Genomic DNA, 25,451 nt, shown 5'->3' on the forward strand with positions numbered 1-25,451 from the left:
TCCCGGGACTAGTCGCTGCCGGCGCTGACCGGCTCCAGCGGCTGGGCCGGCGCCGCAACCTCCCGCGAGAGCAGCATGACCTGCGGCTGGCCGGCGCTGGGATGGCGGACGATCTTCACCCGGCTGCCGTAGACGGCCAGGATGTTGGCCTCGGTGAGCACCTCGGCGGGCGGGCCCTCGGCCCAGACGCCCCCGTCCTTCAGCATGACCAGCCGGTCGGCATAGAGCGCCGCCAGGTTCAGGTCGTGCAGAATGGCCAGCACCGTGAGCCCGTCGGCACGGTTCAGCCGCCTGACCAGGTCCAGAATCTCCACCTGGTGGGCGATGTCCAGATGGGCCGTGGGCTCGTCCAGAATCAGCAGCCGCGGCTCCTGGGCCAGGGCCCGGGCCACCATCACCCGCTGCCGCTCCCCGCCCGAGAGCGCCGTAATCAGCCGGTCGGCCAGCGGCGCCGTGCCGGTCTGCCGCATGGCCTCCTGCACCGCCGCCCGATCGCGCGGGGTCTCACTCCGCAGCGGGGGCAGGTGCGGGGTACGCCCCAGGGAGACGATCTCCTCCACGGTGAAGTCGAACCCCACCGTCGTATCCTGGGCGACCACCGCCAGCTGCCGGGCCACCTCCCGGGGCCGGAGCCGGCGGAGGTCCTGCCCGCCCAGCAGGATGCGCCCCTCCGCGGGGGTGAGCGCCCCGGTGATGGCCCGTACCAGGGTGGACTTGCCGCTGCCGTTGGGGCCCACCACCACCAGGAACTCGCCCCGGGCCACGGTGAGGTCCAGCCCCTTCAGAATCGGCGCCCCGCCGTAACCCACGGTCACCGACTGGATGCGGAGCATCTGCGTCCACCCCCTCACGACTTCGGCAGGAGCTGCCGCCGGAGAATCAGCAGGAAGACCGGGCCGCCGAGCAGCGACATCACGAGGCCGACGGGCAGTTCGCTGACCCACGGCAGCGACCGGGCCACCGTGTCCGCCGTGACCAGCACCAGGGCCCCCATGGCCGCCGCGATCGGCATGAGCCAGCGGTGGTCAGGCCCCACCAGGAGCCGCACCAGGTGCGGCACGATCAAGCCGACGAAGCTGATGATGCCGCAGAAGGCGACCGAGGCCGCGGTCAGCAGCGACCCGGCGGCCAGAATGCGCCGCTTCAACCGCTCGACGTCTACGCCCATCGAAAGCGCCGCCTCTTCGCCCAGCAGGAAGGCGTTCAGCTCCCGGCCGTTCCCGAACAGGAGCCCCAGACCCACGGCCAGGTAGGGCAGGAGCCAGGCCACCTTCCACCAGTTGGACCCCGACAGGCCGCCCATCAGCCAGAAGACGATGGCGTCGCGGGCCTGGGAGTCGGTGAAGTACATGATCAGCGAGACCAGCGAGGTCGCGATGGTGCTCACCACCATGCCGGCCAGGAGCAGGCTCACGGTGGAGGTCCTGCGCCCGAGCGTGGCCAGCCGGAAAGCCAGGAGCACAGCCACCACCCCGCCGCCGAAGGCGAACAGCGGGATCGGCCCCAGCCGCCAGACACCGGGCAGCAGCGCGAAGCCGTCGAAGAAGGCGATGGCCACGGCGGCGCCCAGCGACGAGCCGGCCGACGCACCGATGACCGACGGGTCGGCCAGCGGGTTGCGGAAGAGTCCCTGGAAGGCCGCGCCGGCCACACTGAGCCCCATGCCCACCAGGGCGCCCATGGCCACCCGGGGGAAGCGGACGTCCCAGAGGATCGCCTCGTAGGTGCGCGGCCAGGACACCGGGAAGTCCGCCCCCAGCCGGTTCAGCAGGATCTTCATCACATCCGCCGGCGGGATCCGCACCGAACCCAGGGTGCCCGCCACGACCACTGCAGCCAGCAGGGCCACGATCACCAGGGAGATGACCCTGCGGCCTCTGGCTGCCCGCCCCGTCATTGCTGGAACAGGTCAGGATGCAGGGTTTCGGCGAACAGGCGCAGCCCCTCGATCAGCCGCGGCCCGGGCCGGACCACGATGTCCTCGTTGGGCACGCCGACGACCCAGCCCTCCCTGACCGCCTTGATCGACTCCCAGCCCGGGCGGGAGAGGACGTCCTGCGCCATCTCCGGCGAACCCGTCACGATGACGTCGGGGTCTGCGGCCAGCAGCTCCTCCACAGAGAAGGGCGGCCAGGCGCTGTCGGCGTCACCGGCTGCGTTGATGCCGCCGGCGATGCGGATCATGTCATCGATGAAGGAGCCGGGGCCGGCGGTCGAAAGCGGATCCGGCCACACCTCGTAGAAGACCACAGGGCGCTCGGTCACCGACGCCGTCTTCGCCTCGATCGCCTCCACCTCGCCCCGGATCTCGGCTACCATCGCCTCGGCCGCCTCCACGGCGCCCAGGGCCCGGCCCAGCGCCACGACCTCGGTGTAGAGCTCCTCGAAGGTGGACGGGGCGAAGACGAAGGTCTTCAGACCGTACTCCTGCTCCAGCTTGTCCCGCACATCCACCGAGCCCTCGATCATGAGCACCAGATCGGGCTCGGTCGCCAGGATCCGCTCATAGTCGGGCGGGAAGAGGCTGCCCACCGCCGGAACATCCAGGGCCTCCGCCGGGAAGTTGCACCAGTCGGTGCGGCCCACCAGCCGGTCGCCGCGCCCCAGGGCGAAGACGGCCTCGGTGGCCGAGGGGCCCAGGGAGAGGATGCGCTGGGGCTCGGCCTCAATGGTGATCTCGCGCCCCGCGCCGTCGATCAACGTAATCGGAAATGCGCCCGCCTCGGTCTCCCCCGCCTGCTCCTCCTCGCCGGCCTGCGTGCTGCCGGGCTGCTCGGTGGCCTCCTGCCGGCCGACCGGCTGCTGCCCTTCCGCGCCGGAGTTGCCGGCCTGCGGCGTGCCGCCGCATCCGGCGAGCAGGGTCACCAGAAGCAGGGATACCACGAGCGATCCGAGCTTGTACCTGTTCATGCGATGTACCTCCTGCAAATGACTACGTGGGACATATAGGATCACTCCGGAAAAGAGAACCCCCTCTGGACTCAACCAGAGGGGGATGCGCGTCAGCACAGGTCACGCTACGCGTTACGTCTCCCCCTTTCACCCGAAGGTTGAGCGACGTAGCAGCGACAGGCAGGTTTCCTGACTTCGGATCATGGCCGTCCCCCAGCCTTCCCGGCCTGCAGGCCAGTGGCGTCTGGGTGGGGGCGACTCCCCGTCACAGTGGCGGGACCGTGCCGGACTTTCACCGGCTTCCCTTTTAACTCCCGACCCGTGGGCACGGGAGCACCTACCGCTGTTCCCATATTCCGTTGTGATTCCAGTATAAGCGATCCTGCAACCCGTGACAATAGGGGATTGTTCACGAGATGCACAAGCGCTTCAGATGCGACCCTCGTAGCGGGCCTTCAGGGCCTCGTTGTGCTCGTCCGCGCCGTCCACGTTGGCGCTGATGAAAACCGGCGGCGTCTGCCCGGCCGCCACCAGCCGGCCGACCACCTCCGCCGTCAGCCCCTGGGCGATCAGCGCGCCGGTGATGGAGGAGACGGCGCACACCTTCACGGGCTGCCCCTCCACCTCCAGCACCGCGTCGCCCAGCGGCCCGCAGTTGTCGATGACCACATCGGCGAACTCGTAGAGCAGCTTGCCGCTGGGATGGCGTGAGGTCACCGACGTGGTGTGCGCCATCGAGGTGACCACAATCAGCTTGTGGCCGCGCCGCTTCACCTCCGCCGCCATCTCCACCGTGGAGCCGTTGCGGCCGGAGTTCGAGACAATGATGAAGATGTCCTCCGGCCGGATGTCGTACTGGGCGAGGATCTGGTGCGCGATCTGGGGTTCCCGCTCGAGGTACGGGTTCTTCCGCTCCTCCACCGGGTAGATCCCGTTGAAGAAGAGGACGTCCTCCAGGATCGCGTTGGCGGGAACCAGCCCGCCGGCCCGCCCGGCCATCTCCATGCCGAACGCGCGGGAGTGGCCGGTGCCGAACACCTGAATGACCCCGCCCTTCATCACGGCCTCCGCCAGGAGCTCGCCCGCCCGCTTGATCTGCGGCAGCTGGGTCGCCTTCAGCCGTGCAATCGCCTCGTCCGCCGCCTGGAAAAACCGTTCCGCCGTAATCGTCATGCCCGTCTCCCCTTTCTAGGTGTATGCTGCCGTGAAGGCGGGATTGTATGCGGGAGGCGGGTCTCCCGGCCGGCGCACCGCCCGGCCCTCCACCACGCCCCAGGCCACCTGCCAGTCCGGACCGATGGCCACCAGGTCGGCGTCCTTGCCCGGCGCCAGGCTGCCCTTCCGGTCGGCGAGCCCGATTGCGCGGGCCGGCACCAGGGCCGCCATCCGGAGCGCATCCGCCCACGGAACCTCCAGCACCTCCACCAGGTGACGCAGGCCGTGCAGCATCAGCATCGTCGAGCCGGCCAGGGTGCCGTCCGCCAGCCTGGAGTAGCCTTCCTCGTCGATGTAGAGATCCCGTCCCCACAGCCGGTAGTGGCCGGGCTTCAGCCCCGCGGCGGGGATGGCGTCGGAGATGAGGGCCACCCGGTCAGGACCCGCCGCCCGCAAGAGCAGCCGGACTGCGGCCGGGTGCACGTGCAGGAGGTCGCAGATGAGCTCGCAGATCACCCGGTCATCGGTGAGGTACGCTCCGAGCGCTCCGGGCTCCCGGTGGTGCAGCCCGCGCATGCCGTTGAACGTGTGGGTGGCCACGGTCACGCCGGCGTCGATGCCGGCGATCGTCTCCGCGTAGGTCGCATCGGTGTGCGCTCCGGCCACCGTCACGCCGTTCTCCGCCAGGTAGCGGATCAGCTCCCGCGCTCCGGGCAGCTCCGGCGCGAGCGAAACCCGCCGCACCGTGCCGCCGCCGGCCGCCAGCAGCCTTGCGGCGTCGCCGACGGACGGCGCCCGGAAGTTCCCGGGGTTCATGGCCCCGGGCCGCGCCGGATTCAGGAAGGGCCCCTCCAGGTGCAGGCCCAGGATCGCCGCGCCGTCGGCCTCCTCCTCCATGGCCTCACGAACGTGGGCGGCCACCGCCTCCAGCTGCTCCATGGGGTAGGCCGAAGCGGTGGGCAGGAAGCCGGTAACGCCGAAGCCGGCCAGGAAGCGGGCCAGCGCCCGCAGCCCGGCCGCGTCGGCCGCCTCCACGGGCCAACCGCCGGCGCCGTGGACGTGTATGTCGATCATCCCGGGGATCAGGTGGCAGTCCGGCAGGTCCACGCGCTCCACGCCCGCGAGCTCCGCAGGGACCGGTCCCGGCTCCACCGCGGCGATGCGCCGGCCCTCCACCAGCACGTAGCCGTCGACCAGCCTGTCCTCGGCGTGAATGCGCGGGCATGTAAACAGCATCATCAGCCTGTCACCTCCGCCTTCAACTCGTTCAGCAGCTCCAGGGCCACCTCCGCCAGCCGCTCGCCGGAGCCGGGCTCGCTGGGGGCGGAGAGCGCCTCGTACCCGCCGCGGGCGAAGGCCTCGCGGTCGGGCAGGTAGCCGCAGTAGCCATTGCCGTAGCCGGCCACCAGGGTCGCCGCGAAGGGCGAGCGGGCCTGAATGGCGAGGCCCAGCGCCGAGAAGGGCTCACCCGCCAGGCTCACCAGGGCGGCGTCTCCGATGGCGAAGGCCTGCACCTCGCAGTCCAGGTCCATGGAGAGGCCCTCGGTGGCGAAGTGCAGCGTGATCTCCGCACCCTGAAGCGCCGTCTGCGCGATGCGAAGCTCAGCCTGTGAAGCGCCGGCGGCCTCCAGTGCGGAAAGCCGCGCCCGGGCCGCCTCCACCTGGCGGGCCGCCTGCTCTGGCGGCGGGAGGCGCCTGGGCGCCAGCCGCACGACCCGGCGCCGCGCCCCCAGGTGCCTGGCGCGGCCGGGCCCTTCCAGCCTGCCCAGGGCCGAGAGCGCCGCACCCGCCAGCAGCCGGCCGTGCCGTTCCACCTCGGCGAACGACTGCCCACGCCGGGTGAAGCGCGCGCTCACGTCGCCGGCGCAGCCCTGGGCGAAGCCCACCCAGACGTCCTCCCCCAGGGCCCGCCGCAGCGCGGCCACCGCGGCCCCGGGCCAGTCGGCCGAGATCAGCCGGTTGTCGGCCCCCATCACCGTCGGGTGGCAGCCGTAGTTGAGCAGCACCGCGCGCGGCTGCCCGCTCGCTATGAAGGCGAGCAGCCGCAGCATGGGGTCGAAGGGCAGGCCGGGGTCTGTGCGGTTCTTGCCCAGCCCCTCCACCTGCGCCGAGCCCCAGGCCACCTCCACCTCCTCCATCCGGCGGGCGGCCTGCAGCACGCTGCCCGCGAGCTGGAGGGGCAGCCATGCCAGGTACTCCGGCGGCGCCGGATCCCCGCGCCACCCTTCGGGCGACGGCCCGGCGTGCGTGTGCGAGGCCAGCAGCATCACCCGCTCAGGCGGGATGCCGGTCAGGTCGGCAACCCGGGCACGCACCGCCTCCGCCAGCGGACGGTCCACGTGCAGAATGTCGCACGTGACGATCGCCAGCCGCCGGCCGCCTTCCTCCAGCACCAGGGTGCGAGCAAAAAGGGGGTCGTGCACCCCCTCGGCCGGCCCGGAGCGGGCCGCGTAGCCCCCCATCCCGCACGGGATGGGCGGCGTGATGATCGCACTATGATATCCGGCCTTCATGCGTCAGGCCCCCTCACAGCCCCTTCCTGGTTAGTACATCAATGAAATTGTTCTTCGGATCGTTCGGCATCATTCGGCCGGTGAGGGCGTAGCCCCGGTTGACGATCTCGCGGTAGATCGCGGCGTCCTCCTTCGTGACGGCGCAGGTGCGGGTGACCATGACGAACTGGGTGCCCGGAACCGGCGCCTGGTTGCCGACGTTGATCTCCTCGGGCTTCAGGCCGCCGTCCAGAAGCGCCAGGGCGTCGGACGGGAACTTGGCGATGATGAAGATGCGCTCCTGCTCCGCCTCGGGCGAGGCGCAGTAGGCCAGGGTATCCGCGACGGAGAGCACCGAGGTCTTCACGCCCCGGGCCGCGGCCGGCAGCATCATCTTCTGAATCGGGTCCTGCGCCACCTTGTCGTTGCACACGATCATGTGGTCGGCGGCGAGGTGGCTGGCCCAGGAGACGGTGACCTGGCCGTGGATCAGTCGGTTGTCGATGCGCATGTGGACAACGGGCATACGATTCTCTCCTCCCGGTCGTGAGATCTGATCAACCCGGGCCGAGCATGTCGGCCAGGCGCAGGGTACCGGCAGCGCCGGCCTGCACGGCCGTCTCCGCCAGTGCCGAAAGCGTCTGGCCCTCACGCATGGCCAGCACTTCGAGGAGCATGGGAAGGCTGGCGCCGCAGACCACGTCGATCCCCGGCCGCAGCAGGTAGGCCGACGTGTTGGCCGGGCTGCCGCCGAACAGGTCGGCCAAGATCAACACGCCCTGGCCGCGGTCCACCCGGGCCGCCGCCTGCTCCATCTCTTCCCGGAACTGGTCCATATCCTGTGCCGGCTGCAGTTCCAGCACGGCCACGGCCTCCTGCGGGCCCACAATCATCTCGGCGGCCTGCAGGAGCCCCGATGCCAGCGGACCATGGCTGATCAGCACGATGCCGATCACCGGCCTCACCCCCCTTGGGTGTGCAGGGCGGGGGCCAGGGGCCCCCGCCCCTCCGTTGCGTGTGTTACAGAATGCCCAGGTAGCTGCAGGCGAAGGCGAGGACGGTCAGCCACAGCAGCGCCTTGATCGGCGACTGGCGGCGGGCCTTCAGCAGCCAGTAGGCGAACCCGACGATGACGATCGGGATCATGTACGGCAGGATCGAGTCGAGCGCCGGCTGCAGTTCGACGACCTTCTCGGTGAGCTGGCCGTCTACGGTGACCTCCCGCACGTACTTGATCGGGGTGGTCACCCTCGCCATGATGGACGGGATGAAGCCGCCCACCACGATCAGGCCCATGATCGTTGCGGCCTCCGTCACCTTGTCCAGCGCGCCCCCGGCCACGGTGGTGACCAGGTTGACGCCCTGCTTGTAGCCCCAGGTGACCTGCGGGAACTTCAGCGCAAACCAGGCCAGGCCGAAGAGGAACATGATCAGCGGGCCGGCCCAGCTGCCCTCCATCGCCAGCGACGCGGCCAGCACCGCGACGATCGGGCGCAGCAGGATGGCCTGAATCGTGTCGCCGATGCCGGCGAACGGGCCCATCAGGGCGATCTTCAGGCTGTCGGCCACCTCGCCCTGCCCCTTCTCCTCCAGGGCGCAGGCCGCGCCGAAGATGATCGGCGAACCCACCGCCGGGTTGGTGTTGTAGAAGTTCATGTGCCGCTGCATGTTGGCGATGAGCTCTTCCTTGGTGCGGGAGATCCGCTGCAGGATCGGCAGGATCGACCACATGAAGCCGAGAGCCTGCATGCGCTCGTAGTTCCAGGACCACTGCAGGGTCAGGTTGTGCCGCCAGGCGGCCCTCCTGATGTCGGCGGGGGTCACCGGGCCGTACTCCGGCAATACCTGGTTCTGGTCTACCTGCGTGTTAGCCACGAGCCCGCACCTCCTTCAGGTTGATGTAGAGGATGCCGACGGCAACGGCGGTGAGCGCGATGCCGATCATGGGAACGTTCAGGTAGGCGAAGAGGATGTAGCCCAGCAGGGCAAACGGCCAGTACTTCTTCAGCGGCATCATGGTCAGCAGCAGGGCAAAGCCCAGGGCCGGCAGAACCGCGCCGGTCACGCGCATGGCCTTCATGATGTGCTCGGGCATCCAGTTGATGAAGTTCTGCACGGGTTCGGCGCCCAGCCAGATCGCGAGGAAGACCGGGAAGAACCGGGTGAGGCCCCAGGGCAGCTGACCCAGCAGGTGCCACCAGGTGACCGCCCGCACGTTGCCCTCGGCGACGGCCTTGTCAGCGCCGTGGATGAACAGGGTCGTGGTCGCCCGTCCGAGCACGTCCAGCTGGGTCATGAGCAGCGCGGCCGGAACGGCGATGGCAAGCCCGCCCTCAACGCCGACGCCGGGCAGTGCGCCGAATGCGGTGCCCAGGATGGCGCCGGTCATGAAGTCCGGGATGGTCGCCCCGCCGTAGGTCCACATGCCGAGCGACATGAGCGTGAGGGTCGCACCAATCATGAGGCCCAGTTCCACATTTCCGACAATCAGACCCGTGACCGCACCGACGATCAGCGCCTCGTGCCAGAAGCAGCTGGCTCCCAGGTTCATCACAACGGCGACGTAAGCGATGATTCCCAGGAGCAATGCGATACCGATGCCATACGTCAACGCAACACACCTCCGGTCTGAGCTTGGTGACGACGGGTGTCCGGATGCCGGGCCGAGGCCCCACTCCCCTCCTTTCCCGGGCGCTGCCCGGCGGGGTGTGTGAGTTGCCACAACTCTCCTCAAGACCTTAGGGGCATCGTTGTATCATTTTATGTGGTCAGTACACTCTTACAACTACGAGGTTCGTGTCTACACAGTAAACTCCTCCGTCCTTTCGCCAGTTTCTTCAAATTCGCTACGAACAGGCCATGCTCGGGCGCGCGGCAGCCCGAAGGGAGCAGTCATCCCGGCTACCTCCACCGAGCACCGGCGTGCCACATCCAGTTGACCGTTTCGGACATTATGTGACCTGGGCCCGCGCCGCCGCATAAGATGAGGTGTACCGGCACGGTCCAAAGGAGGTCGCGACGGGTTGAAGGAGAACGGCTACGTGATTCAGACCCCCGTGGTGGTGAACACCAACACGGCACAGGTGCTGGTTGTGAGCGAGATTCCGCTGACGCCACCGGCCTTCAAGATCGACGAGATTCACAAGCTGATCGAGATCGACGACTGCGCCGCCGTCTGCGATAAGGTGATCATCAACGGCCGCCTCATCAAGAACATCACGTACAAAACGGCGAAGAACTGGGACCGCAAGGGCGGCCTGAACCGCGTCTGTGGCGACGTGCGTCACTGCACGGTCGAGATCCCCTTCCACCTCTTCATCGACGTGCCCGGCAGCCGTGACGGCGATGAGTGCGAGATCGAGGACGCGATCGTCGCCGGCGAGTTTGACAAACTGGTCGACCGCCACCACGACGGCACCTTCTCCAAGCTGCTGGAGAAGTCGGTCATCAAGGTGCGGGCCAAGGTTGTGCGCCGCAAGTGGCTGAAGGTCCACGCCCGCGACGTCACCCCCAAGCGGCTCCGCTGCCCCGAGGATTCCGAGGTCGTCACCGTGCCGGGGCTCGACATCCCGGAGGAGGATAAGCACGATCAGCCCTTCGGTCCCGGCGACGAGTGGTAGTGAAAAAGTTCAGGGCGGGGGTTCATACCCCCGCCCCTCACGCGCTACTCAAACTTCAGTTCAGAAATGCCCAGCTGCGCCATGATCAGCAGGTCGCTCAGCGGCACCCCCTCGTAGGGGTGAAGGGTGACGGCAATGCGCACCCGCTTCACGCCGTCAAGGGACACCTCAAACGGGACCGGATCGGACTTGGTGGTCAGGTCCGGGCTGGTGTAGATCGCCCGGTTCAGCTCGTTGAGCACCACCATCCGCCCCACCCGGCGCTCGCCGGCCAACCCGAAGTACTGTTGCGGCACGTAAAGCGTTCCGCTCATGCGGGTGACCCCTTCGGGCAGGTCGTAGTCCGCCCACACCTGCGCCGTCGTCCCGCGCTTCTCGGCCACGTCATCGCCTCCCGGCGCGACGACGGTGACCACGCTGGCCGCCGGCATCTCGGTGCCCTGCAGGCTCAGGGCGCGCTCCTCGAAGTACTGGATGCTGAAGCTGCCTTCACCCTGCGGGGTCAGGTTGCTCCAGACCTCGGGCACCTGGCCGGGTATGGCCCCGATGTAGATCGTGCCGTTGTCATACTCCACCGGGCGGCCCAGCGACTCGGCCATGAAACGCAGCGGCACGTAGGTGCGGTTGTTGTGAATGAAGCCCGCCTCGCCGGCCGGCGGCGTGCGCTCGATGCCGTCGAAGACGTACCGCAGGGGAACAAAGTGAGCGGTGATCTGCCGCTCATAGGTGGCCGCCCCTGCCGCCAGACCGCCGAAGAGCACGGCGGCGGTCACAAAGCCGGCGACAAAGCCTGTCAAACCCCTTTTCCGCACAGCAACGCCCTCCTCACGGAACCGAAACTCTCATACAGAGATTCGTCCGGAGGAGGGCGTTTCCTGTCGGTCGACCGGTCGTCAGGCACGCTGGATCAGCCGCACTTCTCCCAGGCTCACCTGGGCGCCGCCCCCGGCCTGGAGCGAGACCCGCACCGGCCGCGCCTCTCCGTCGCCGGGAGCGCCGTAGCCGCCGGACCGATCCCGGCCCGCGCGGCGGCTCCCGTCGGCGCGGTACTCGTCGGTCCGGTGCCTCTCGGCGCGGTACCCCTCGGTGCGGTGCCCCTCGATGCGGTGCCCCTCGATCCGGTGCCCCTCGGCCCGTGCGAAGCCCGCCGCCGCATCGAGGGCCCGGGAGAGGCGCGCCTCCAGCCGGCTCATCCGGTCCTCGAGCACCTCGATGCGCTCCCGCAGGGATTCGAGCCGGCGGTCATCCTTTGCGGACTCCCACGCCGCACGGCGCTCCGGCAGCCGCGAGGTGGTGCCGTAACGCTCCTGCCGGTCTGAACGGAACACGATCGTGTCGCCGTGGGTGATGTACATGGCCGCACCCCCCTCGCGCTCACCAGCCTATTCCGGGGGCTGCGGCGGGGTGCGGCCTCAGTGGGCGGAGACGGCCAGCTTCTCCTTCACCCGGCGCATGACCTCTTCGGTGAACTCGGTGGTCCTGGCGGTACCCCCCAGGTCGCCTGTGCGGACGCCCGCGGCCACGGCCTCCAGACAGGCGTCCTGGATGGCTGTTCCGGCCCGCTGGTATTCCTGATCGGGCATCTGCTTCAGGAGCGCGCCGGCCGCCAGCTGCATCGCCAGCGGGTTGGCCACGTTCTTGCCCTGCAGGCTGGGGGCCGTGCCGTGCGGGGCCTCGGCCATGACCACCCGCGGGCGGAAGTCCTCGTCGAAGGAGATGAGCAGCGACTCAGACCCCGCGATGGAGCCGTAGAGCGCCAGCACCAGGTCGGAGAGGATGTCGCCGTCCCGGTTGAGGCACGGAACCACCAGCGGCCGGGTGGCCCGGCCGATGAGCAGGGCGTAGGCCGCGTCGATGAGCTGCGGGTCGTAGGGCACGTCCGGGTGGCGCCTGGCCGCCTCGTCCATGGCCTCCTTCAGGAGCCCCTCGTACGTGGGCGAGACCGTCCACTTCGGGCCGCCGAACACCACCGCCCCCATCTGGCGGGCCAGCCGGAACGCGAACTCGGCCGTGGCGCGGCAATTCCGGGCCGAGATGTAGGTGGTGCGGTACGCCCTGGCCTCGTCGCCCTCGCCCTCACGCCACTCCTTCGCCTCGTACGCGTCCTCCGTCGCCATGCGCACCACCGCGATGGGCGCGGTGATCTGGCCGATGGTCTCCACCCCGGGCAGCGCCCTGCCCGTGCGCAGGATGACCGTGCCGTCGATCTCGCGGCGCAGGATGGCGTTGGGCGACCCCACGTCGTCCCGGCCCTCCGGGGTGATGGTCGCGGCCTTCAGTCCGTAACCGGCCTCACGCATGGCCGCGGCCGCCTCGTACACGACCCGGTTCTGCGTGGCCCGGCGGTTTTCCAGGCTCAGATCGTAACGCACAAGATTCAAAGGCAGACCGATCACATCAGGGCTGAGCAGCCGAACGGCCTCCTCCAGCAGCTCCTGTCCGGTCTGGTCACCCTCCATTACCACGATGGTCGGCTCGTATGCCATCGGTTTCAGCCCCCTTCCGTTACCATCCTAACCGCCCGGGCGGTCCCTGTTAAGCCCCAATCGTTCCACCGTGCAGAACGATGTTCTATTTCTTCCATTCTCGTCGGGAATGGATGCAAGAGAAAACCCCCGCTCGCGTGACTGAACGGGGGCTGCTGCTCTCATTCCGGTCCACTAGGCCTTCAGGGCGACGGCGATCTGCGCGCCGACCAGGGCGTTGTGCTTGACCAGGGCGATGTTCGTGGCCAGGGCGCGGCCCCCCGTGGCCTCCTTCATGTGGGCCAGCAGGTACGGGGTCACCGCCTTGCCGGCCACCCCCTCGGCCTCCATGGCCGACAGGGCTTCCGAGATGTACCGCTCCACCTCGTCCGGATCCATGGCATCGGCCTCGGGCACGGGGTTGACCACCAGCACGCCGCCGGGAAGGCGGGTCTGCTGCCGCGCCTGGATGATCGCCGCGGCCTCGGCCGGCGTGTCCACCCGCGCGTCCACGCCGAAGCCCGCATCGCGGGTGTAGAAGCCGGGGAAGCGGTCTGTCCGGTAGCCCAGCACCGTCACCCCCAAGGTCTCGAGCACCTCCAGCGTGGCGCCGATGTCCAATACGGCCTTGGCCCCGGCGCAGACCACCGTGATGTCGGTGCGGCCCAGCACGGTCAGGTCCGCGGAGACGTCCCACATCTGGGCCGGGTCGCCGGGGTTCTTCCGGTGCACGCCGCCGATTCCGCCGGTGACGAACACCTCGATGCCGGCCGCGGCGGCGATGGTCGCCGTGGACGCGACGGTGGTCGCCCCCAGCGCCTTGCGCGCCAGCACCACCGGCAGGTCCCGCAGCGACACCTTCACCGCCTCCGGCGACGTCGCGAGCAGCTCCAGCTCCTCGTCGGTCAGCCCCACCTTGCACCGGCCGCCAATGATCGCCACGGTGGCCGGGACGGCCCCCTGGCTGCGGACGATCTCCTCCACCTCCCGGGCCATCTGCAGATTCTCCGGATAGGGCATGCCGTGGCTGATGATCGTCGACTCCAGGGCCACCACAGGCCGGTTCTGGTCCAGGGCCTCCCGAACCTCCGCCGTGTAGGAAAGCAGATACTTCATCTGGCCATTACCTCCTCAGGGCTTCCAGTCCCCACCGGATGGCGTCGGGCGCCACTTTCGGGGTGACGATCACCTCGCCGGCCCGCACGGGCATCACCCAGTGGATGATTCCGTCCTTTGCCTTCTTGTCCATGCGCAGATACGGTCCCAGGTCCTTCGGGTCAACGCCCTCGGGCAGCATGGTGGGCAGCCCCAGCCGCTCCAGGACGCGCTTCAGCCTGACCTCCAGCCGGCCGTCCTCCGCGATGCCGCTGTGCCGGGCGATGATCGCCGCCGCCACCATGCCGACCGCGACGCACTCCCCGTGCAGCCACATGTACCCGTAGGCGGCCTCCAGGGCGTGACCCACCGTGTGGCCGAAGTTGAGGATGGCCCGCAGCCCCTTCTCGCGGGGGTCGGCGGCCACCACGTCGGCCTTGATGCGGCAGCTGGTCTGCACCACCCGCTCCAGCGCCGCCGGGTCGTGGGCGAGCAGGTTGCCCACCTGCACCTCCACGTACTTCAGGAACTCCTCGTCGCGGATCACGCCGTACTTGACCACCTCGGCCATGCCGGCGGCCAGCTCGCGCCGGGGCAGGGTCTTCAGCGTCTCCACGTCGGCCACCACCAGCGACGGCTGGTAGAAAGCCCCCACCAGGTTCTTCCCCTGGGGCAGGTCGACGCCGGTCTTGCCGCCCACGGCCGAGTCCACCTGCGCGAGCAGGGTGGTGGGCACCTGCACGTAGGGAATCCCCCGCATGTAGGTGGCCGCCACGAATCCGGAGAGGTCGCCCACGACACCGCCGCCCAGGGCCACGATGGCGCTGGTGCGGTCGAGCTCTGCGCGCACGCAGCTGGTATACAGGCTGAATGCCTGCGAGAGCGACTTGGAGGCCTCGCCGGCCGCCACCGTCACCCGCGAGGTGGCGATGCCCGCCTCCTCCAGGGCTGCGCGGGCCGTCTCGCCGTACAGGGGACCCACGTTGGAGTCGGTCACCAGCAGGGCCCGCCGGGTCTCGGGCAGCCGGTCACGCACCAGGGCGCCCAGCCGGCCCAGCAGCCCGGCGCCGATATATATGGGGTAACTCTGTTCTCCCAGTTCCACCCACACGTCTGCCACTAGGGCAATCCCCTTTCCTCTAGCTTCTCCATGATCTCCTCCACAACATCATGCAGCGTACGACGATCCGTCCGGATCCGCACGTGTGCGGCCGCCTCGTAGGCCGGGCGGCGGGCATCCGCCAGGGCCCTGAGCCGGCCCAGGGGGTCGGCACCGCTGAGCAGCGGCCGGTGCGCGAGCCCCTGCGCGCGCGCCCGCTGGTAGAGCGACTCGGGCTCCGCATCCAGCCAGATAACCAGGCCGCTGCTGCGCAGGGCCTCCCGGTTCCCGGGCCTGAGCACCGCGCCGCCCCCGGTCGCGATGACCTGGTTGTCGCCGGCCGCCGCCCGCGCCACCGCCTCGGCCTCCCGCCGGCGGAAGCCCTCCTCGCCCTCCGCCGCGAAGATCTCGGCGATGGTGCAGCCGGCCGCCTCCTCCACCAGCGCGTCTGTATCAACGAGGGGCCGACCCAGCCTCTCGGCCAGCAGCCGGCCCACCGCAGTCTTACCGGAGCCCATCAGACCCACCAGCACGATGTTCACCGTACAGCCCCCCTGCCGCCGCGCCTCTTACCGCCGGGAGATCTGCTCCATGTACCCGCGGTAGTTGCGCAAGGCTTCGTCCAGCGAGTCTCCACCGAACTTCTCCGCGACGAAGCGGGCGATCTCAAAGGCGGTCACGCACTCCGCAATCACCGCCGCGGCGGGCACGGCGCACACGTCGGACCGCTCGATGCCGGCCACGGCCTCTGCGTGCGTGTCGATCTCCACCGACCGCAGGGGCTTGTAGAGCGTGGCGATCGGCTTGAACGCCACCCGGACCACCAGGTCCATCCCGTTGGTCATGCCGCCCTCGAGCCCGCCGAGCCGGTTGCTGTAGCGGAAGTAGCCCCGGTCGGGGCTCCAGCCGATCTCGTCGTGCACCTGCGAGCCCCTTCGCCGCGCGGCGGCAAAGCCGTCGCCGATCTCCACCCCTTTCGCCGCCTGGATGGAGAGCAGGGCCGCGCCCAGGGCGCCGTCCAGCTTGCGGTCGAAGTGCACGTGGCTGCCCAGGCCCGGCGGCAGGCCCGCCGCCACCACCTCCACCACGCCGCCCAGCGAGTCGCCGTCCCGTTTCGCTGCATCGATCTCGGCGACCATGCGGGCCGAGGCGTCCGCGTCGGGGCAGCGCACCGGGCTCGCCTCCGCCCGGGCGACGATCTCATCCAGATCCGGCCCGTCCGGAACCTGCGCCTCCACCGGGCCGATGGACCGCACATAGCCGGCCACCCGGATGCCGAACGGGGCCAGGTACTGCTTCGCGAGCGACCCCACGGCCACCCGTACGGCCGTCTCCCGGGCCGAGGCCCGTTCCAGCACGTTGCGCAGGTCGGCGTGGCCGTACTTCAGGGCCCCCACCAGATCCGCGTGGCCCGGCCGCGGGCGCGTGCGCACCTTCTGGGCCGCCCGCGGGTCGGTGTAGGCCTCCACCGGCAGAGGCGACATCACCTCGGTCCAGTTCAGCCAGTCCCTGTTCTCCACCAGCAAGGCCACCGGGCTGCCCAGGGTCTTGCCGTGGCGGATGCCCGAGAGCGCCTCCACCCGGTCCCGCTCGATCTTCATGCGGCCGCCGCGCCCATGGCCGGTCTGGCGCCGGGCCAGGTCGCGGTCGATGGCCGCCAGGTCCACCGGCACGCCCGCGGGCAGCCCCTCAACGATGGTCACCAGTGCCCGCCCGTGCGACTCGCCGGCTGTCATGTACCGCAGCATGGGCCGCCTGCCCTCCTCGTTCGTCGTTATCCCGCGTACCAGTTCCAGATCTGACTTCCCCACAGTACGGTGATCAGCCCGCCCAGAGCGAGGAACGGGCCGAAGGGAATATGGCCCCGGCGCCCGATCCTGCGCGTGGCCAGCAGGACGCCCGAGACCAGCCCGCCCAGGATGAAGGAGAGCATGAGCGCCATGGCCACCCACCCTGCGCCCAGGAAGAGCCCCATCACCAGGACCAGCTTCACGTCGCCCATGCCCATGCCGCCGGGAACCAGCACGGCCAGGAGGTAGAAAAACGCAAAGGCCGCCGCCCCGCCGCCCAGCGCAGAGAGCCACGACTTCCCGTCGTAGGGGAAGAGCAGCATCGCCGGCAGCCACGCGGCCAGGCCGAAGAGCACCAGTTCATTGGGGATGATGCGCTCCTGCACGTCGACGAAGGCTGCGAGCAGCAGGATCGCGAGCAGGAGCAGCTGGTGCCAGAAGTAGGGCGTGAGCGGGTGGAGCAGCCCCAGCAGCCCCGCCGCCGTTCCGGTGGCCGCCGCCAGGGACCAGGTGAGCCACGCCGGCACGGGACGGGTGAGCCAGCGGGCGGAAAGCCGGGCGCCCAGGTAGCCGAGTGCCGCGCCCAGGGCCGCGCCCAGCAAGAGCCCGAGCAACGCCTTCCCGCTCATGGCCGCTCCTCCAGCGCTGCCAGGGCGGCCGCCCGCATCACGTCCACCGGGCCCCGCCGGCCGAACCAGTACTCCCAGGCGCAGGCCCCCTGGTGCACCAGCATGGCCACGCCGTTGATGGTGATGAGGCCCCGCCGGCGCGCCTCCCGCAGCAGGCGCGTCTCCAGCGGGCGGTAGATCGTGTCGTAGACCACGGCGTCCGCAGGGAGCAGCCCCACGTCCTCCAGCGGGGTGCTCTCGGTGTCCGGATCCATGCCCAGGGGTGTGCAGTTGACCACAAGCCCCGCCTCGGAGAGCGCCGCGCGCGCCTCCTCGGACCCCGGGTCGGCCACCTCGGCGCGCACCGGGTTCTTGGCCCGCGCGAGGTCGGCGGCCAGGAACTCGGCCCGGGAGCGTGACCGGTTGATGATGGTGAGCCGGCCAGCGCCGGCCATGCCCAGGTGCAGCGCCACCGCGCGGGCGGCCCCGCCGGCCCCGAGCACCACGGCGCTCCTGCCCGCCACGCGCACCCCGCGCTCTTCCAGGCTGAGCAGGAAGCCCCACCCGTCGGTATTGTACCCGATCAGCCGCCCGCCCCGGTTGACGATGGTGTTCACCGCGCCCACCTGCCGGGCGGTGGGGGCGACCTCGTCCAGGTAGGCCATGACCGCCTCCTTGTGGGGAATGGTGACGTTCACGCCCAGGAGCCCCAGCGTGCGGATGCCCGCAATCGCCTTCTCCAGCTGCGGCGGCGGCACGTCAAACGCCCCGTACAGGGCGTGCATCCCCTGCGCGGCAAAGGCCGCATTGTGCATGGCGGGCGAGGCAGAGTGCGCCACCGGGTGCCCGAGAATGCCCAACATCCTTCCCGGCCCCAGCGATGTGCTCCGACGCTGCGTCATCGCAATCCCCCCCTCCACGCGCGCAGGCGGGTCTCACTTCGTCTTACTCCATTCGGCGGGCCTCCTGGCGAAACCTGCCATCTATAGGCAGATCGGCTGGCCTCGGGCCAGCCGCATCTATTTCGGGCTCAGAAGACCCCGGCGGCGAAGGTGGTTCAGCACCCGCCGTTCGATCATGCGCACCAGGCGGGTGCCGATGAACTCCCGCCGGTCGATCGGCACCACCAGAATGGTGTAGGCGCCTGCCCGGTTCCCGCCGAGGATGTCGGTGAAGAGCTGATCGCCCACCACCACCGTTTCGTGGGGCTCCACCCCGAGCTGCTGCATGGCCCGCGCAAACCCCTTCCGCCGGGGCTTGGCGGCGTTGCACACGAACGGCACACCGGCCCTGGAGGCGAACTCGCTCACCCGCGGGCCGCTGTTGTTGGACACGATGCACGGCTTCAGCCCGTGCCCCCGGACGGCCGCCAGCCACTCGAGCAGCGCCGGCGTCGGGGCCGGGTCGTTCCACCGCACCAGGGTGTTGTCCAGGTCAAGGATGATCGCCCGTTTGCCCATCCGCCGGAGCTTCTCCAGGTCGATCTCAAAGATGGAGTTGTGGTACTCCTGAGGTCGCAGGCCGCCCACGGGTCACACCTCCAGGCTCAGGGGAACATTCTACCACAGGTATGACCATACATGAAAGCCCTCATGTGGAACGGGCTTTCACCCAGGCACCATCCCCGCCATAGCGTAGTAGAAGGCCCCATGCCGCGCCAGGAGGAGTGGTATAAACTGGCAACCTACACGGTCACCACCCTTGCAGACAGCGGGCCCGGCTCCCTGCGGCAGGCCATCCTCGAAGCCAACGGCAGCGCGGGCCCGGACCTGATTCGCTTCCGGGTGACCGGAGAGATCCTGCTCAAATCCGCCCTGCCGACCATCGAGGACCACCTGACGATCGACGGACCCGGGGCCGGCAGCCTGACCATCAACGGCAACGGCACCCAGATCCTCAACATCGGCTCCGCCTGGAGGTGCTCATCGAGGGGCTCACCCTGCGGGGGGGCGCGTCCGTCGCGGGCGGGGCCGTGCTCGCTGTGAACAGCCTCGTCACCCTTCGCAACGTAGTCTTTACGGCGAACCAGGCAATCGGGTTCGGTGGCGCCATCGACGCCCTCTCCTGCAACCTGGTCGCCGAAAACTGCACCTTCACCCGGAACAGCGCCGCCACGGAGGGCGGCGCCATCCGCCACACCGCGGGCGTCACCACCCTCCGCAGCTGCCGGTTCGTCATGAACCAGTCGGCGCTGGTCGGGAGCGGGCTCTTCACCCTCACCCGCTGCGCCCTGACCGCAAACCAGGCGGGGAGTTACGGCGGGGCGATTCTGGCCATCGTGCAGGGCGGGCTGGTGCCCATGACCTCGCTGGCGCTGACGGACTGCGACGTGTCCGCCAACGAGTCGGGCGACCTCGGCGGCATCTGCACGCAGGGCGGGACGCGGCTCAGCATCACCGGCTCGGCCATCTCAGGAAACAGCGCGACCGTCGCCGCCGACGTCCGTCTGCTCAACGCCACCGTCTCCGAGAACTTCGCAGGCCAGGGGGCGGCAGTGCTCGCCAGCTCGGGCAGCGTGGTCAAGATGAGTTTCGTCACCCTGAACGAAAACGTGGTGCCGTTCTCACCCAACAGCGCGGCGGTGGAAAACGGGAGCAACAGCTCGATCTACGTGACCAACTCCATCGTGGCGAACACCCACAACGGGGCGGGCATCCCGCGCCGCAACTGCGCCGGCCAGGTCTTCGACCTGGGCGGCAACTATTCCAACGACGATACGTGCCCGTGCTTCACCAAGGTCACGGCGGCCCGGCTGGCGCTGGGGCCGCTGCAGCCGAACCCGCCCGGCCGGACGCCCACGAACGCCCTGGGGCGGAACTCGGCGGCGGTGGATGGCGCGCGCAACTGCCAGGATGCGGCCTCTGAGCCGGTCGGCGTGGACCAGCGGGGGGTGCGGCGCCCGCAGGGCCCACAGTGCGACGCCGGGGCCTATGACCGGCGTCCGACGGGACGAAAGGCGTGAAGCATGTGGCCGCCGCCTGCCACCCGGGGGCGTACGAATGGGGCGAGAACACGCATGCTGGACAATGAGGTGCTCTCCAAGGAGTTTCTGGGCAAGCTGCTGCAGTCGATGCGGGATCTGGGGGCAGGGCAGACCCTGCCCGGGGGGAACGATGAACTGGTGGCGCCTGTGCGGGAGTTCATGGCCTTCCTGGAGGCAGCGGCTGCGGACGATGCGCCCCCGCTGACCCGCAAGGAGCTGCACGAGGCCAAGATGAAGCTGCGGGAGGCGCTCCGGGCGCGTTTCACGGAACAGCCGGGAGTGTGATCGCAGCGCATCAAACCGGGGGAGGGGCTCCGAAGGCGATGCCGGGCCTTCGGGCCCTCCTCACCCCTGCTGGCCGTAGCCCTCCTCGAACAGCTCCTTGCAGAGCTTCATGACCGCCTTCTTCTCAATACGGCTGACGTAGCTGCGGGAGATGCCGAGCATGCGGGCGATCTCCCGCTGCGTCTTGCGCGGCCCGCCGGAGATGCCGTAGCGCAGCTCCAGCACCTGCCGCTCCTTTCCGCCCAGCTTCTTCAGCTTCTCGCGCAGCTTCGACTCGTCCAGCCGCTTGCCCACCAGGTCGGGCACCACGTCCGGATCTGAGCCGAGCACGTCGATCAGGGTGATCTCGTTGCCCTCCCGGTCCACCCCGATGGGGTCGTAGAGCGAGACCTCGCCCCGCACCCGCTTCAGGCTGCGCAGGTGCATCAGGATCTCGTTTTCAATACAGCGTGCCGCATATGTAGCCAGTCTCGTGCCCCTGTCGGGCTTGAACGTCCCGATGGCCTTGATCAGGCCGACGGTGCCAATAGAGATGAGGTCATCTACGTCCTCGCCGGTGTTATCAAACTTCTTCACAATATGGGCGACCAGCCGCAGGTTCCGCTCGATCAGTACGGCCCGGGCCTCCTCGTCACCCTTCTGGAGCCGGGAAAGGTACTTGGCCTCCTCCTCCTCGTTGAGCGGCTGTGGGAATGTGCTGGAGTTGGCGACGAACCCGGCCATGAGCAGCAAGCTGCGCACGATGGCCGCGGCCAGTGGCTCGAACATCGCAAGCACCGCAACCCCTCCCCTCCTGTGGGGGATAAGGTATGCGGCAGCGGCTTGACCGGTTACTCAGCTCAGGATCTGCTGCCGCAGGCTGATGCGCAGGGCCGCCCATCTCGCGAGCAGGATCCACGCGGCGAAGACCGCCCACGAGGCCCACGGCGCCGGCGCAGGCACCAGCGCAATCGGCTCGCCCACCATCCCGCCGGGCAGGTAGACGAACTGGTCCACCATCAGGTTGCCGTAGGCGATGCGGGGCAGGAGCCAGCCCCACGACGGGGTGCCGATGACGAACGCCTCCGCGTAGGGCAACGCGAGTCCCGCCAGGGCGCCGGCCAGGGAGCTGCGGGTGACCAGGGCCGCCAGCAGCCCGGTCAGGCCGGAGAAGAAGAGGCCCATCGCCGCCACCAGAAGCTGCGCGGCCAAAGGCGCCTTCGGCGGCGGCGGAACCACGTCGCCCGCCAGCCCGATCGTCTCCTGCGCCGCCCGCCAGGTCAGCTGCCCGCTTACGGCGCCAATCCCGGCGAAGAGCAGGGCCAGCCCCGCGCTGAGGAGCAGCAGCCAGCAGACCTTCGCCGCCACCACCGGCATCCAGCCGGCGTGCGCCGCCCGCACCTTGGCCGTGCGGTGCCGGAACTCGGCGCCGACCAGCTGCGCGCCCCAGATCGGCAGCGCCATCGTGCCCAGCACGGCGAGGATCGACAGCAGGTAGTTGGAACCCACGGCCGGGTGGAGGAGGGCCAGAGTCGCCTGCAGATCGGCCGTGAGCGCCTCGTCGATGTACTCATCGAAGCCGGCCGCGTACGCCGCGCGCAGCTCCTCCATCCGCTCCACCCCGCGCAGCGCGTAGCGGTAGGTGCCGAATGGGCCTCCCCACACGGCCCAGGCCACCAGCGCCAGCGTCAGGATCGCGACCCAGCGGCCTTTCCACACAAGATGGCCCTCTGTGCGCAAGAGCTGCCAGAACCTCACCGCGCCACCTCCTCCCGGATCGCATCATCGTACAGGCCGAGACCGCGGAAGCTCTCCTCCAGGGTGGCCGCCCGCAGCTCCAGTGACTGCAGGGGGAGCTCGGAGGCGCGGATCCGGGCCAGGAGCTCCTCCCCCTCCGCCTCGCTGGCACAGGGGATCTCGAAACAGGGCACAGGCCTCTCCGGGAGGAGCCGGGCCTCCGGGAAGAGCGCCCGGAGCCGGTCAGCGGCCGGGGTGCACACCCGGACGCAGGGTGGGTGGCGGCGGCGCAGGTCGGCCAGGGTGCCGGCGAAGGCCGCCGCTCCGTCCCGGATGACGACGATCTCGTCCGCGAGGTCTTCCAGGTTCTTCAGGTCCTGCCCTGTGACGAGGACACCGGTCCCCTCCGCCGCAAGCCGCCGCAGCGCGCGGGATACCCGGCCCCACGCTTCAGAGTCGAGCCCGACCGAAGGCTCGTCCAGCAGGAGCCACGCTGGGCGGCGCAGGAGGGCGGCCGCCACGGCCAGCCGCTTCCGCTGGCCAAAGGAAAGCCCGTCGGCCCGGACGGGCAGCAGCGGGTCCAGATCCAGCTCGGACAGGATTGCCCCGGCCTCCCGAGTGCGCGGGGAGCACCCGCCCGAAAGCAGGTAGAGGTTCTCCCCGGCGGTGAGCAACGGGTAGACCGGTGCGTCGTCGAACACCGCCGCCAGCCGCCGCCGGAACTTGGCCGCCGGCTGCCCGCCGAACAGGACCGCGCCGGAGGACGGGCGCGCGAGGCCGGTGGCCACGCGCATCCAGGTGGTCTTGCCGGCGCCGTTTCGGCCCGCCAGCAGGGTGACGACGCCCGGCCTCGCCACGAAGCTGAGACCCTTCAGGGCCCACCGGTCGCCGAACCGCTTAAACAGTTCCCGGGTAACCAGGTCGGGCATGCTCATTTCGGTCAGCGCCCTCCCGTGCCACTGGTGTGATCGGAGCCCCGGGTCCCTGCCCCTCCACCCCGCGGGGAAGCGACAGTGCCACCAGGTCGGCAGCGGCCGTCGTCAATCCGAGTGCCAGACTATACACCAAACAGGCCACCGCCAGCTCCGGGAGACGGTCCCTGATCGCATTCAGGCCGGCCCCGCCGTGCACGGGGCGGGGTGGCCGTCGGGATGAGGATGTCAAACCGGCCCTTGATCGTAAGTTGAAGGGTTTGTATATAGTTTCGTCGCATAATAATTTCGAGATGGTTCTGAACAGAGGGTTGGTGATCGGTTTGGATCAGGTAAACATTCGGTTTGCCACTCCGGAGGATGAAGAGACCTGCAGGCGGATGGACCCGTACCTCCCGGCCGCCATGTTCGCCCATAAGATCGCGCTCGGGGAGCTGCTCCTGGTGGAGGCTGCCGGGCAGGCGATCGGTTACCTGCGGCTGGAGTACATCTGGGGGAAGGTCCCGTACATCGGGCTCATCTGGCTGGTGCCGGAGTACCGGGGGCTGGGCATCGGCACAGCAACTCTGAAGTTCGCGGAGGCGCACCTGCGGGAGCGGGGACACACCTTCCTCCTCTCCTCCTCGCAGGTGAACGAGGCCGAGCCGCAGGCGTGGCACCGGGCCGTCGGCTTCCGCGAGTGCGGCATCATCGCCGGAATCAATGAAGGCGGGATCGGCGAGGTGTTCTTCCGCAAGGAGCTATAGGCGCTCGACCGCCTCCCGGATGAGCACCCAGCGCCCATCCACCTGCCGCCACCGGGACTATGGGCCCCGGTCCCGCGGATGCCCGCGATGGCCTCGGCCGTGTCAAAGCACTCAGCCCGGTCCTGGTCGGGCATCCCGTAGTAGCCGGGTACCCAGGCCCGAGGAGCGGGACGAGGGCATCCGTGTCGCCCGTCGCATAGGCGTTGTGGGCGCCGCCTTTGTACCGATCCCCACAACCTTATGACGTGCTCGCTGCGTCGGAGTTTCGCCAATATTGCCTCCTTTGACGGGGCGATTGGTTGTATCACAACGAAGCGCAGCCCCGCCGCTCCTGTGGCGACGGGGCTGCGCGGATTTCTGACTCCACCGATGCGCTACGCAAGCCCGGCAGGCGGGTTGAGCAGATCCCTCGGGGTGATGATGCCCAGCAGCTCCTCATCCTCCCGGCCGCTCTCGGTGATGAGAATGGCCTCCAGCGACGCCCGGCGCTTCCCCTTCGCCGGGGAGAAGAACTCGACGGCGTCGTACCAGGTGGCCTCCCGGGCAACAAAGGCGACGCGCCGCCCTTCGTAATCGTCGTGCCGCAGCACGTCGCCCACCGTGACACCGTCAAAGTCGACGCCGCCGTTGTGCACGGAATCGGCCAGCCATTGGGCCACGCAGCGGGAGGTGAGCAGCCCGGCGAAGCGGCGGTCCCGGAAGACGGGATACTGCGTGTAGTGGTACTCGCGGATCCACCGGAGCGGCTTTGCGATGGAATCGTCCCACGACAGCCGCCGCACCTCCCGCCGAAACAGCGGGTAGACCCTCGGCGGGTCGAGGATGACGGCCGCCAGCCGTTCGATCGCCTCGACCACCTCGGGCCTGGGGTCGGCGATGATGCGGGACGGGTACTCCTTGTCGTGCACGATGGCGTTGCGCAGTGCGCCGAACTCCTTCAGGTCGTCCGCGTACCGCCGGACCACGCTGTACCGCTTGGCCGCCTGATCCACCACGCTGGCGAAGCCGTAGCGGGAGCGGTCGATGTCCAGCAACCCGCGCAGGTGATCGTCGATCTGGTTGTATGCCCTAATGAATCTTTCAGCCGTCACTGCGCCTCACCTCATGACAGAGGTACGGCACGCTCTGACGGATTTCCTACCCGAAATGGCTTCCTGAGAACCATCTGCTATTGCTGGTCTGCGTACCCGCGGACCTGGGCCAAGAACTCGCTCTCATCCCTCACCGGGAACTTCACCGCGGCTGCTTCCCACTTGCTCTCGACACTCACCTGAGCGTTTCGGAGCCCGAAGCGCCAGGGTACCGCGACGCCTACCCAGCGCCCGGGCCCTTCCGTGGTTTCCTGGAGGAACAAAGGGACCGTGGATTCCGCCTCGCCACCCTGCGCCATCGAACCCCCGGTTCGGTAACCGACATACGCCGTGACCAGCACGGCAACCAGTACTGCAGGCATCACCCACCTTGTCACTGTGCCCACCCCCCACCGTATCAGGCACCTGCCCCGCCCGTGCTCATAACTCACAGTCGCCATCCGTTGTCAGACGATACACAAAACCCGCGCCGATCTATAAAC

General features: G+C 69.2%; 29 protein-coding genes and 1 riboswitch. Of the genes, 5 read left to right on the top strand and 24 right to left on the bottom strand.

The genetic code is table 11. The features are described from left to right. Positions 1 to 8 precede the first annotated feature (8 nt). The 10 genes from ACZ45O_RS06170 to ACZ45O_RS06215 all read right to left on the bottom strand — a co-directional run bounded on the left by ACZ45O_RS06170 (position 9) and on the right by ACZ45O_RS06215 (position 9,150). Entirely contained in the window at positions 9 to 833 is an 825-nt protein-coding gene (locus tag ACZ45O_RS06170; RefSeq protein ID WP_464856586.1) for a heme ABC transporter ATP-binding protein, read from the bottom strand. A gap of 14 nt (positions 834 to 847) precedes the next feature. Further along, positions 848 to 1,897, bottom strand: coding sequence for a FecCD family ABC transporter permease (locus tag ACZ45O_RS06175; RefSeq protein ID WP_464856588.1), 1,050 nt, complete (start codon positions 1,895 to 1,897; stop codon positions 848 to 850). Further along, positions 1,894 to 2,910, bottom strand: a complete 1,017-nt coding sequence (locus ACZ45O_RS06180) for an ABC transporter substrate-binding protein (protein ID WP_464856590.1) — start codon at positions 2,908 to 2,910, stop codon at positions 1,894 to 1,896. The genes ACZ45O_RS06175 and ACZ45O_RS06180 overlap by 4 nt, the downstream gene beginning before the upstream one ends. A 144-nt stretch (positions 2,911 to 3,054) precedes the next feature. Beyond that, a riboswitch (cobalamin riboswitch) is annotated at positions 3,055 to 3,248 on the bottom strand. Between the two features lie 73 nt (positions 3,249 to 3,321). Beyond that, positions 3,322 to 4,065: a sugar isomerase domain-containing protein gene (locus ACZ45O_RS06185; RefSeq protein WP_464856592.1), complete on the bottom strand. Its 744-nt coding sequence runs from the start codon at positions 4,063 to 4,065 to the stop codon at positions 3,322 to 3,324. 15 nt (positions 4,066 to 4,080) lie between these two features. Beyond that, entirely contained in the window at positions 4,081 to 5,286 is a 1,206-nt protein-coding gene (gene nagA, locus ACZ45O_RS06190; RefSeq protein WP_464856594.1) for an N-acetylglucosamine-6-phosphate deacetylase, read from the bottom strand. Then, a complete protein-coding gene (locus ACZ45O_RS06195) occupies positions 5,286 to 6,560 on the bottom strand; it encodes a neutral/alkaline non-lysosomal ceramidase N-terminal domain-containing protein (protein WP_464856596.1) in 1,275 nt (424 codons plus the stop codon). The genes nagA and ACZ45O_RS06195 overlap by 1 nt, the downstream gene beginning before the upstream one ends. A 13-nt stretch (positions 6,561 to 6,573) precedes the next feature. Further along, positions 6,574 to 7,065: a PTS sugar transporter subunit IIB gene (locus ACZ45O_RS06200; RefSeq protein WP_464856598.1), complete on the bottom strand. Its 492-nt coding sequence runs from the start codon at positions 7,063 to 7,065 to the stop codon at positions 6,574 to 6,576. A gap of 31 nt (positions 7,066 to 7,096) precedes the next feature. Beyond that, positions 7,097 to 7,495, bottom strand: coding sequence for a PTS sugar transporter subunit IIA (locus tag ACZ45O_RS06205; RefSeq protein WP_464856600.1), 399 nt, complete (start codon positions 7,493 to 7,495; stop codon positions 7,097 to 7,099). A gap of 64 nt (positions 7,496 to 7,559) precedes the next feature. Then, positions 7,560 to 8,414 carry a PTS system mannose/fructose/sorbose family transporter subunit IID gene (locus ACZ45O_RS06210; RefSeq protein ID WP_464856602.1) on the bottom strand — a complete coding sequence of 285 codons (855 nt, stop codon included), beginning with the start codon at positions 8,412 to 8,414 and terminating at the stop codon, positions 7,560 to 7,562. Further along, positions 8,407 to 9,150, bottom strand: coding sequence for a PTS mannose/fructose/sorbose/N-acetylgalactosamine transporter subunit IIC (locus ACZ45O_RS06215; RefSeq protein ID WP_464856604.1), 744 nt, complete (start codon positions 9,148 to 9,150; stop codon positions 8,407 to 8,409). The genes ACZ45O_RS06210 and ACZ45O_RS06215 overlap by 8 nt, the downstream gene beginning before the upstream one ends. A gap of 412 nt (positions 9,151 to 9,562) precedes the next feature. Between ACZ45O_RS06215 and ACZ45O_RS06220 the strand changes: the two genes are divergently transcribed. Next, positions 9,563 to 10,159, top strand: a complete 597-nt coding sequence (locus ACZ45O_RS06220) for a DUF3794 domain-containing protein (RefSeq protein ID WP_464856606.1) — start codon at positions 9,563 to 9,565, stop codon at positions 10,157 to 10,159. Positions 10,160 to 10,203: 44 nt separating this feature from the next. Here ACZ45O_RS06220 and ACZ45O_RS06225 read toward each other — a convergent pair whose 3' ends face one another. The 10 genes from ACZ45O_RS06225 to ACZ45O_RS06270 all read right to left on the bottom strand — a co-directional run bounded on the left by ACZ45O_RS06225 (position 10,204) and on the right by ACZ45O_RS06270 (position 18,745). Beyond that, positions 10,204 to 10,971 (bottom strand): stalk domain-containing protein, encoded by a 768-nt coding sequence (locus ACZ45O_RS06225; RefSeq protein WP_464856608.1) that lies wholly within the window; start codon positions 10,969 to 10,971, stop codon positions 10,204 to 10,206. 81 nt (positions 10,972 to 11,052) lie between these two features. Further along, positions 11,053 to 11,514, bottom strand: coding sequence for a hypothetical protein (locus tag ACZ45O_RS06230; RefSeq protein ID WP_464856610.1), 462 nt, complete (start codon positions 11,512 to 11,514; stop codon positions 11,053 to 11,055). A 57-nt stretch (positions 11,515 to 11,571) separates the two neighbouring features. Next, entirely contained in the window at positions 11,572 to 12,645 is a 1,074-nt protein-coding gene (locus ACZ45O_RS06235) for an isocitrate/isopropylmalate family dehydrogenase (protein WP_464856612.1), read from the bottom strand. Positions 12,646 to 12,819: 174 nt separating this feature from the next. Further along, a complete protein-coding gene (locus tag ACZ45O_RS06240) occupies positions 12,820 to 13,740 on the bottom strand; it encodes a pseudouridine-5'-phosphate glycosidase (RefSeq protein ID WP_464856613.1) in 921 nt (306 codons plus the stop codon). 7 nt (positions 13,741 to 13,747) lie between these two features. Next, complete coding sequence (gene aroB, locus ACZ45O_RS06245; protein WP_464856615.1) at positions 13,748 to 14,839, bottom strand: 3-dehydroquinate synthase; 1,092 nt, start codon at positions 14,837 to 14,839, stop codon at positions 13,748 to 13,750. Next, positions 14,839 to 15,360 carry a shikimate kinase gene (locus tag ACZ45O_RS06250; RefSeq protein WP_464856617.1) on the bottom strand — a complete coding sequence of 174 codons (522 nt, stop codon included), beginning with the start codon at positions 15,358 to 15,360 and terminating at the stop codon, positions 14,839 to 14,841. The genes aroB and ACZ45O_RS06250 overlap by 1 nt, the downstream gene beginning before the upstream one ends. A 27-nt stretch (positions 15,361 to 15,387) precedes the next feature. Continuing rightward, complete coding sequence (gene aroC, locus ACZ45O_RS06255) at positions 15,388 to 16,566, bottom strand: chorismate synthase (RefSeq protein ID WP_464856619.1); 1,179 nt, start codon at positions 16,564 to 16,566, stop codon at positions 15,388 to 15,390. Between the two features lie 26 nt (positions 16,567 to 16,592). Continuing rightward, positions 16,593 to 17,237: a prepilin peptidase gene (locus tag ACZ45O_RS06260; protein WP_464856621.1), complete on the bottom strand. Its 645-nt coding sequence runs from the start codon at positions 17,235 to 17,237 to the stop codon at positions 16,593 to 16,595. Next, the gene (locus tag ACZ45O_RS06265; protein ID WP_464856623.1) at positions 17,234 to 18,118 is read right to left on the bottom strand and encodes a shikimate dehydrogenase; all 885 of its coding nucleotides are present in this window, start codon (positions 18,116 to 18,118) and stop codon (positions 17,234 to 17,236) included. The genes ACZ45O_RS06260 and ACZ45O_RS06265 overlap by 4 nt, the downstream gene beginning before the upstream one ends. A gap of 117 nt (positions 18,119 to 18,235) precedes the next feature. Further along, positions 18,236 to 18,745 carry a YqeG family HAD IIIA-type phosphatase gene (locus ACZ45O_RS06270; RefSeq protein ID WP_464856624.1) on the bottom strand — a complete coding sequence of 170 codons (510 nt, stop codon included), beginning with the start codon at positions 18,743 to 18,745 and terminating at the stop codon, positions 18,236 to 18,238. 120 nt (positions 18,746 to 18,865) lie between these two features. On the opposite strand from ACZ45O_RS06270, the gene ACZ45O_RS06275 reads away from it, so the two are divergent. From ACZ45O_RS06275 to ACZ45O_RS06285, 3 genes are read left to right on the top strand one after another with little or no spacing between them, the layout of a single operon-like run. Continuing rightward, positions 18,866 to 19,201, top strand: coding sequence for a hypothetical protein (locus tag ACZ45O_RS06275; RefSeq protein WP_464856625.1), 336 nt, complete (start codon positions 18,866 to 18,868; stop codon positions 19,199 to 19,201). Further along, positions 19,135 to 20,178 carry a choice-of-anchor Q domain-containing protein gene (locus tag ACZ45O_RS06280; protein ID WP_464856627.1) on the top strand — a complete coding sequence of 348 codons (1,044 nt, stop codon included), beginning with the start codon at positions 19,135 to 19,137 and terminating at the stop codon, positions 20,176 to 20,178. The genes ACZ45O_RS06275 and ACZ45O_RS06280 overlap by 67 nt, the downstream gene beginning before the upstream one ends. Positions 20,179 to 20,232: 54 nt before the next feature. Continuing rightward, positions 20,233 to 20,484 (top strand): hypothetical protein, encoded by a 252-nt coding sequence (locus ACZ45O_RS06285; RefSeq protein WP_464856629.1) that lies wholly within the window; start codon positions 20,233 to 20,235, stop codon positions 20,482 to 20,484. Positions 20,485 to 20,544: 60 nt separating this feature from the next. Here the strand turns inward: ACZ45O_RS06285 and sigK are convergent, their stop codons facing one another. From sigK to ACZ45O_RS06300, 3 genes are all read right to left on the bottom strand, one after another. After that, on the bottom strand, positions 20,545 to 21,252 hold the full coding sequence (gene sigK, locus ACZ45O_RS06290; RefSeq protein WP_464857682.1) for an RNA polymerase sporulation sigma factor SigK: 708 nt from the start codon (positions 21,250 to 21,252) through the stop codon (positions 20,545 to 20,547). A 66-nt stretch (positions 21,253 to 21,318) separates the two neighbouring features. Next, positions 21,319 to 22,221: a hypothetical protein gene (locus tag ACZ45O_RS06295; protein ID WP_464856631.1), complete on the bottom strand. Its 903-nt coding sequence runs from the start codon at positions 22,219 to 22,221 to the stop codon at positions 21,319 to 21,321. Further along, positions 22,218 to 23,135 (bottom strand): ABC transporter ATP-binding protein, encoded by a 918-nt coding sequence (locus ACZ45O_RS06300; protein WP_464856632.1) that lies wholly within the window; start codon positions 23,133 to 23,135, stop codon positions 22,218 to 22,220. Before ACZ45O_RS06300 ends, ACZ45O_RS06295 begins: the two co-directional genes overlap by 4 nt. Before the next feature lie 290 nt (positions 23,136 to 23,425). On the opposite strand from ACZ45O_RS06300, the gene ACZ45O_RS06305 reads away from it, so the two are divergent. Then, the gene (locus ACZ45O_RS06305; protein ID WP_464856634.1) at positions 23,426 to 23,878 is read left to right on the top strand and encodes a GNAT family N-acetyltransferase; all 453 of its coding nucleotides are present in this window, start codon (positions 23,426 to 23,428) and stop codon (positions 23,876 to 23,878) included. 374 nt (positions 23,879 to 24,252) lie between these two features. Here the strand turns inward: ACZ45O_RS06305 and ACZ45O_RS06310 are convergent, their stop codons facing one another. Continuing rightward, positions 24,253 to 24,969, bottom strand: coding sequence for a CBS domain-containing protein (locus tag ACZ45O_RS06310; RefSeq protein ID WP_464856636.1), 717 nt, complete (start codon positions 24,967 to 24,969; stop codon positions 24,253 to 24,255). Positions 24,970 to 25,451: the final 482 nt, after the last annotated feature.

The sequence above is a fragment of the Symbiobacterium turbinis genome (assembly GCF_055383075.1).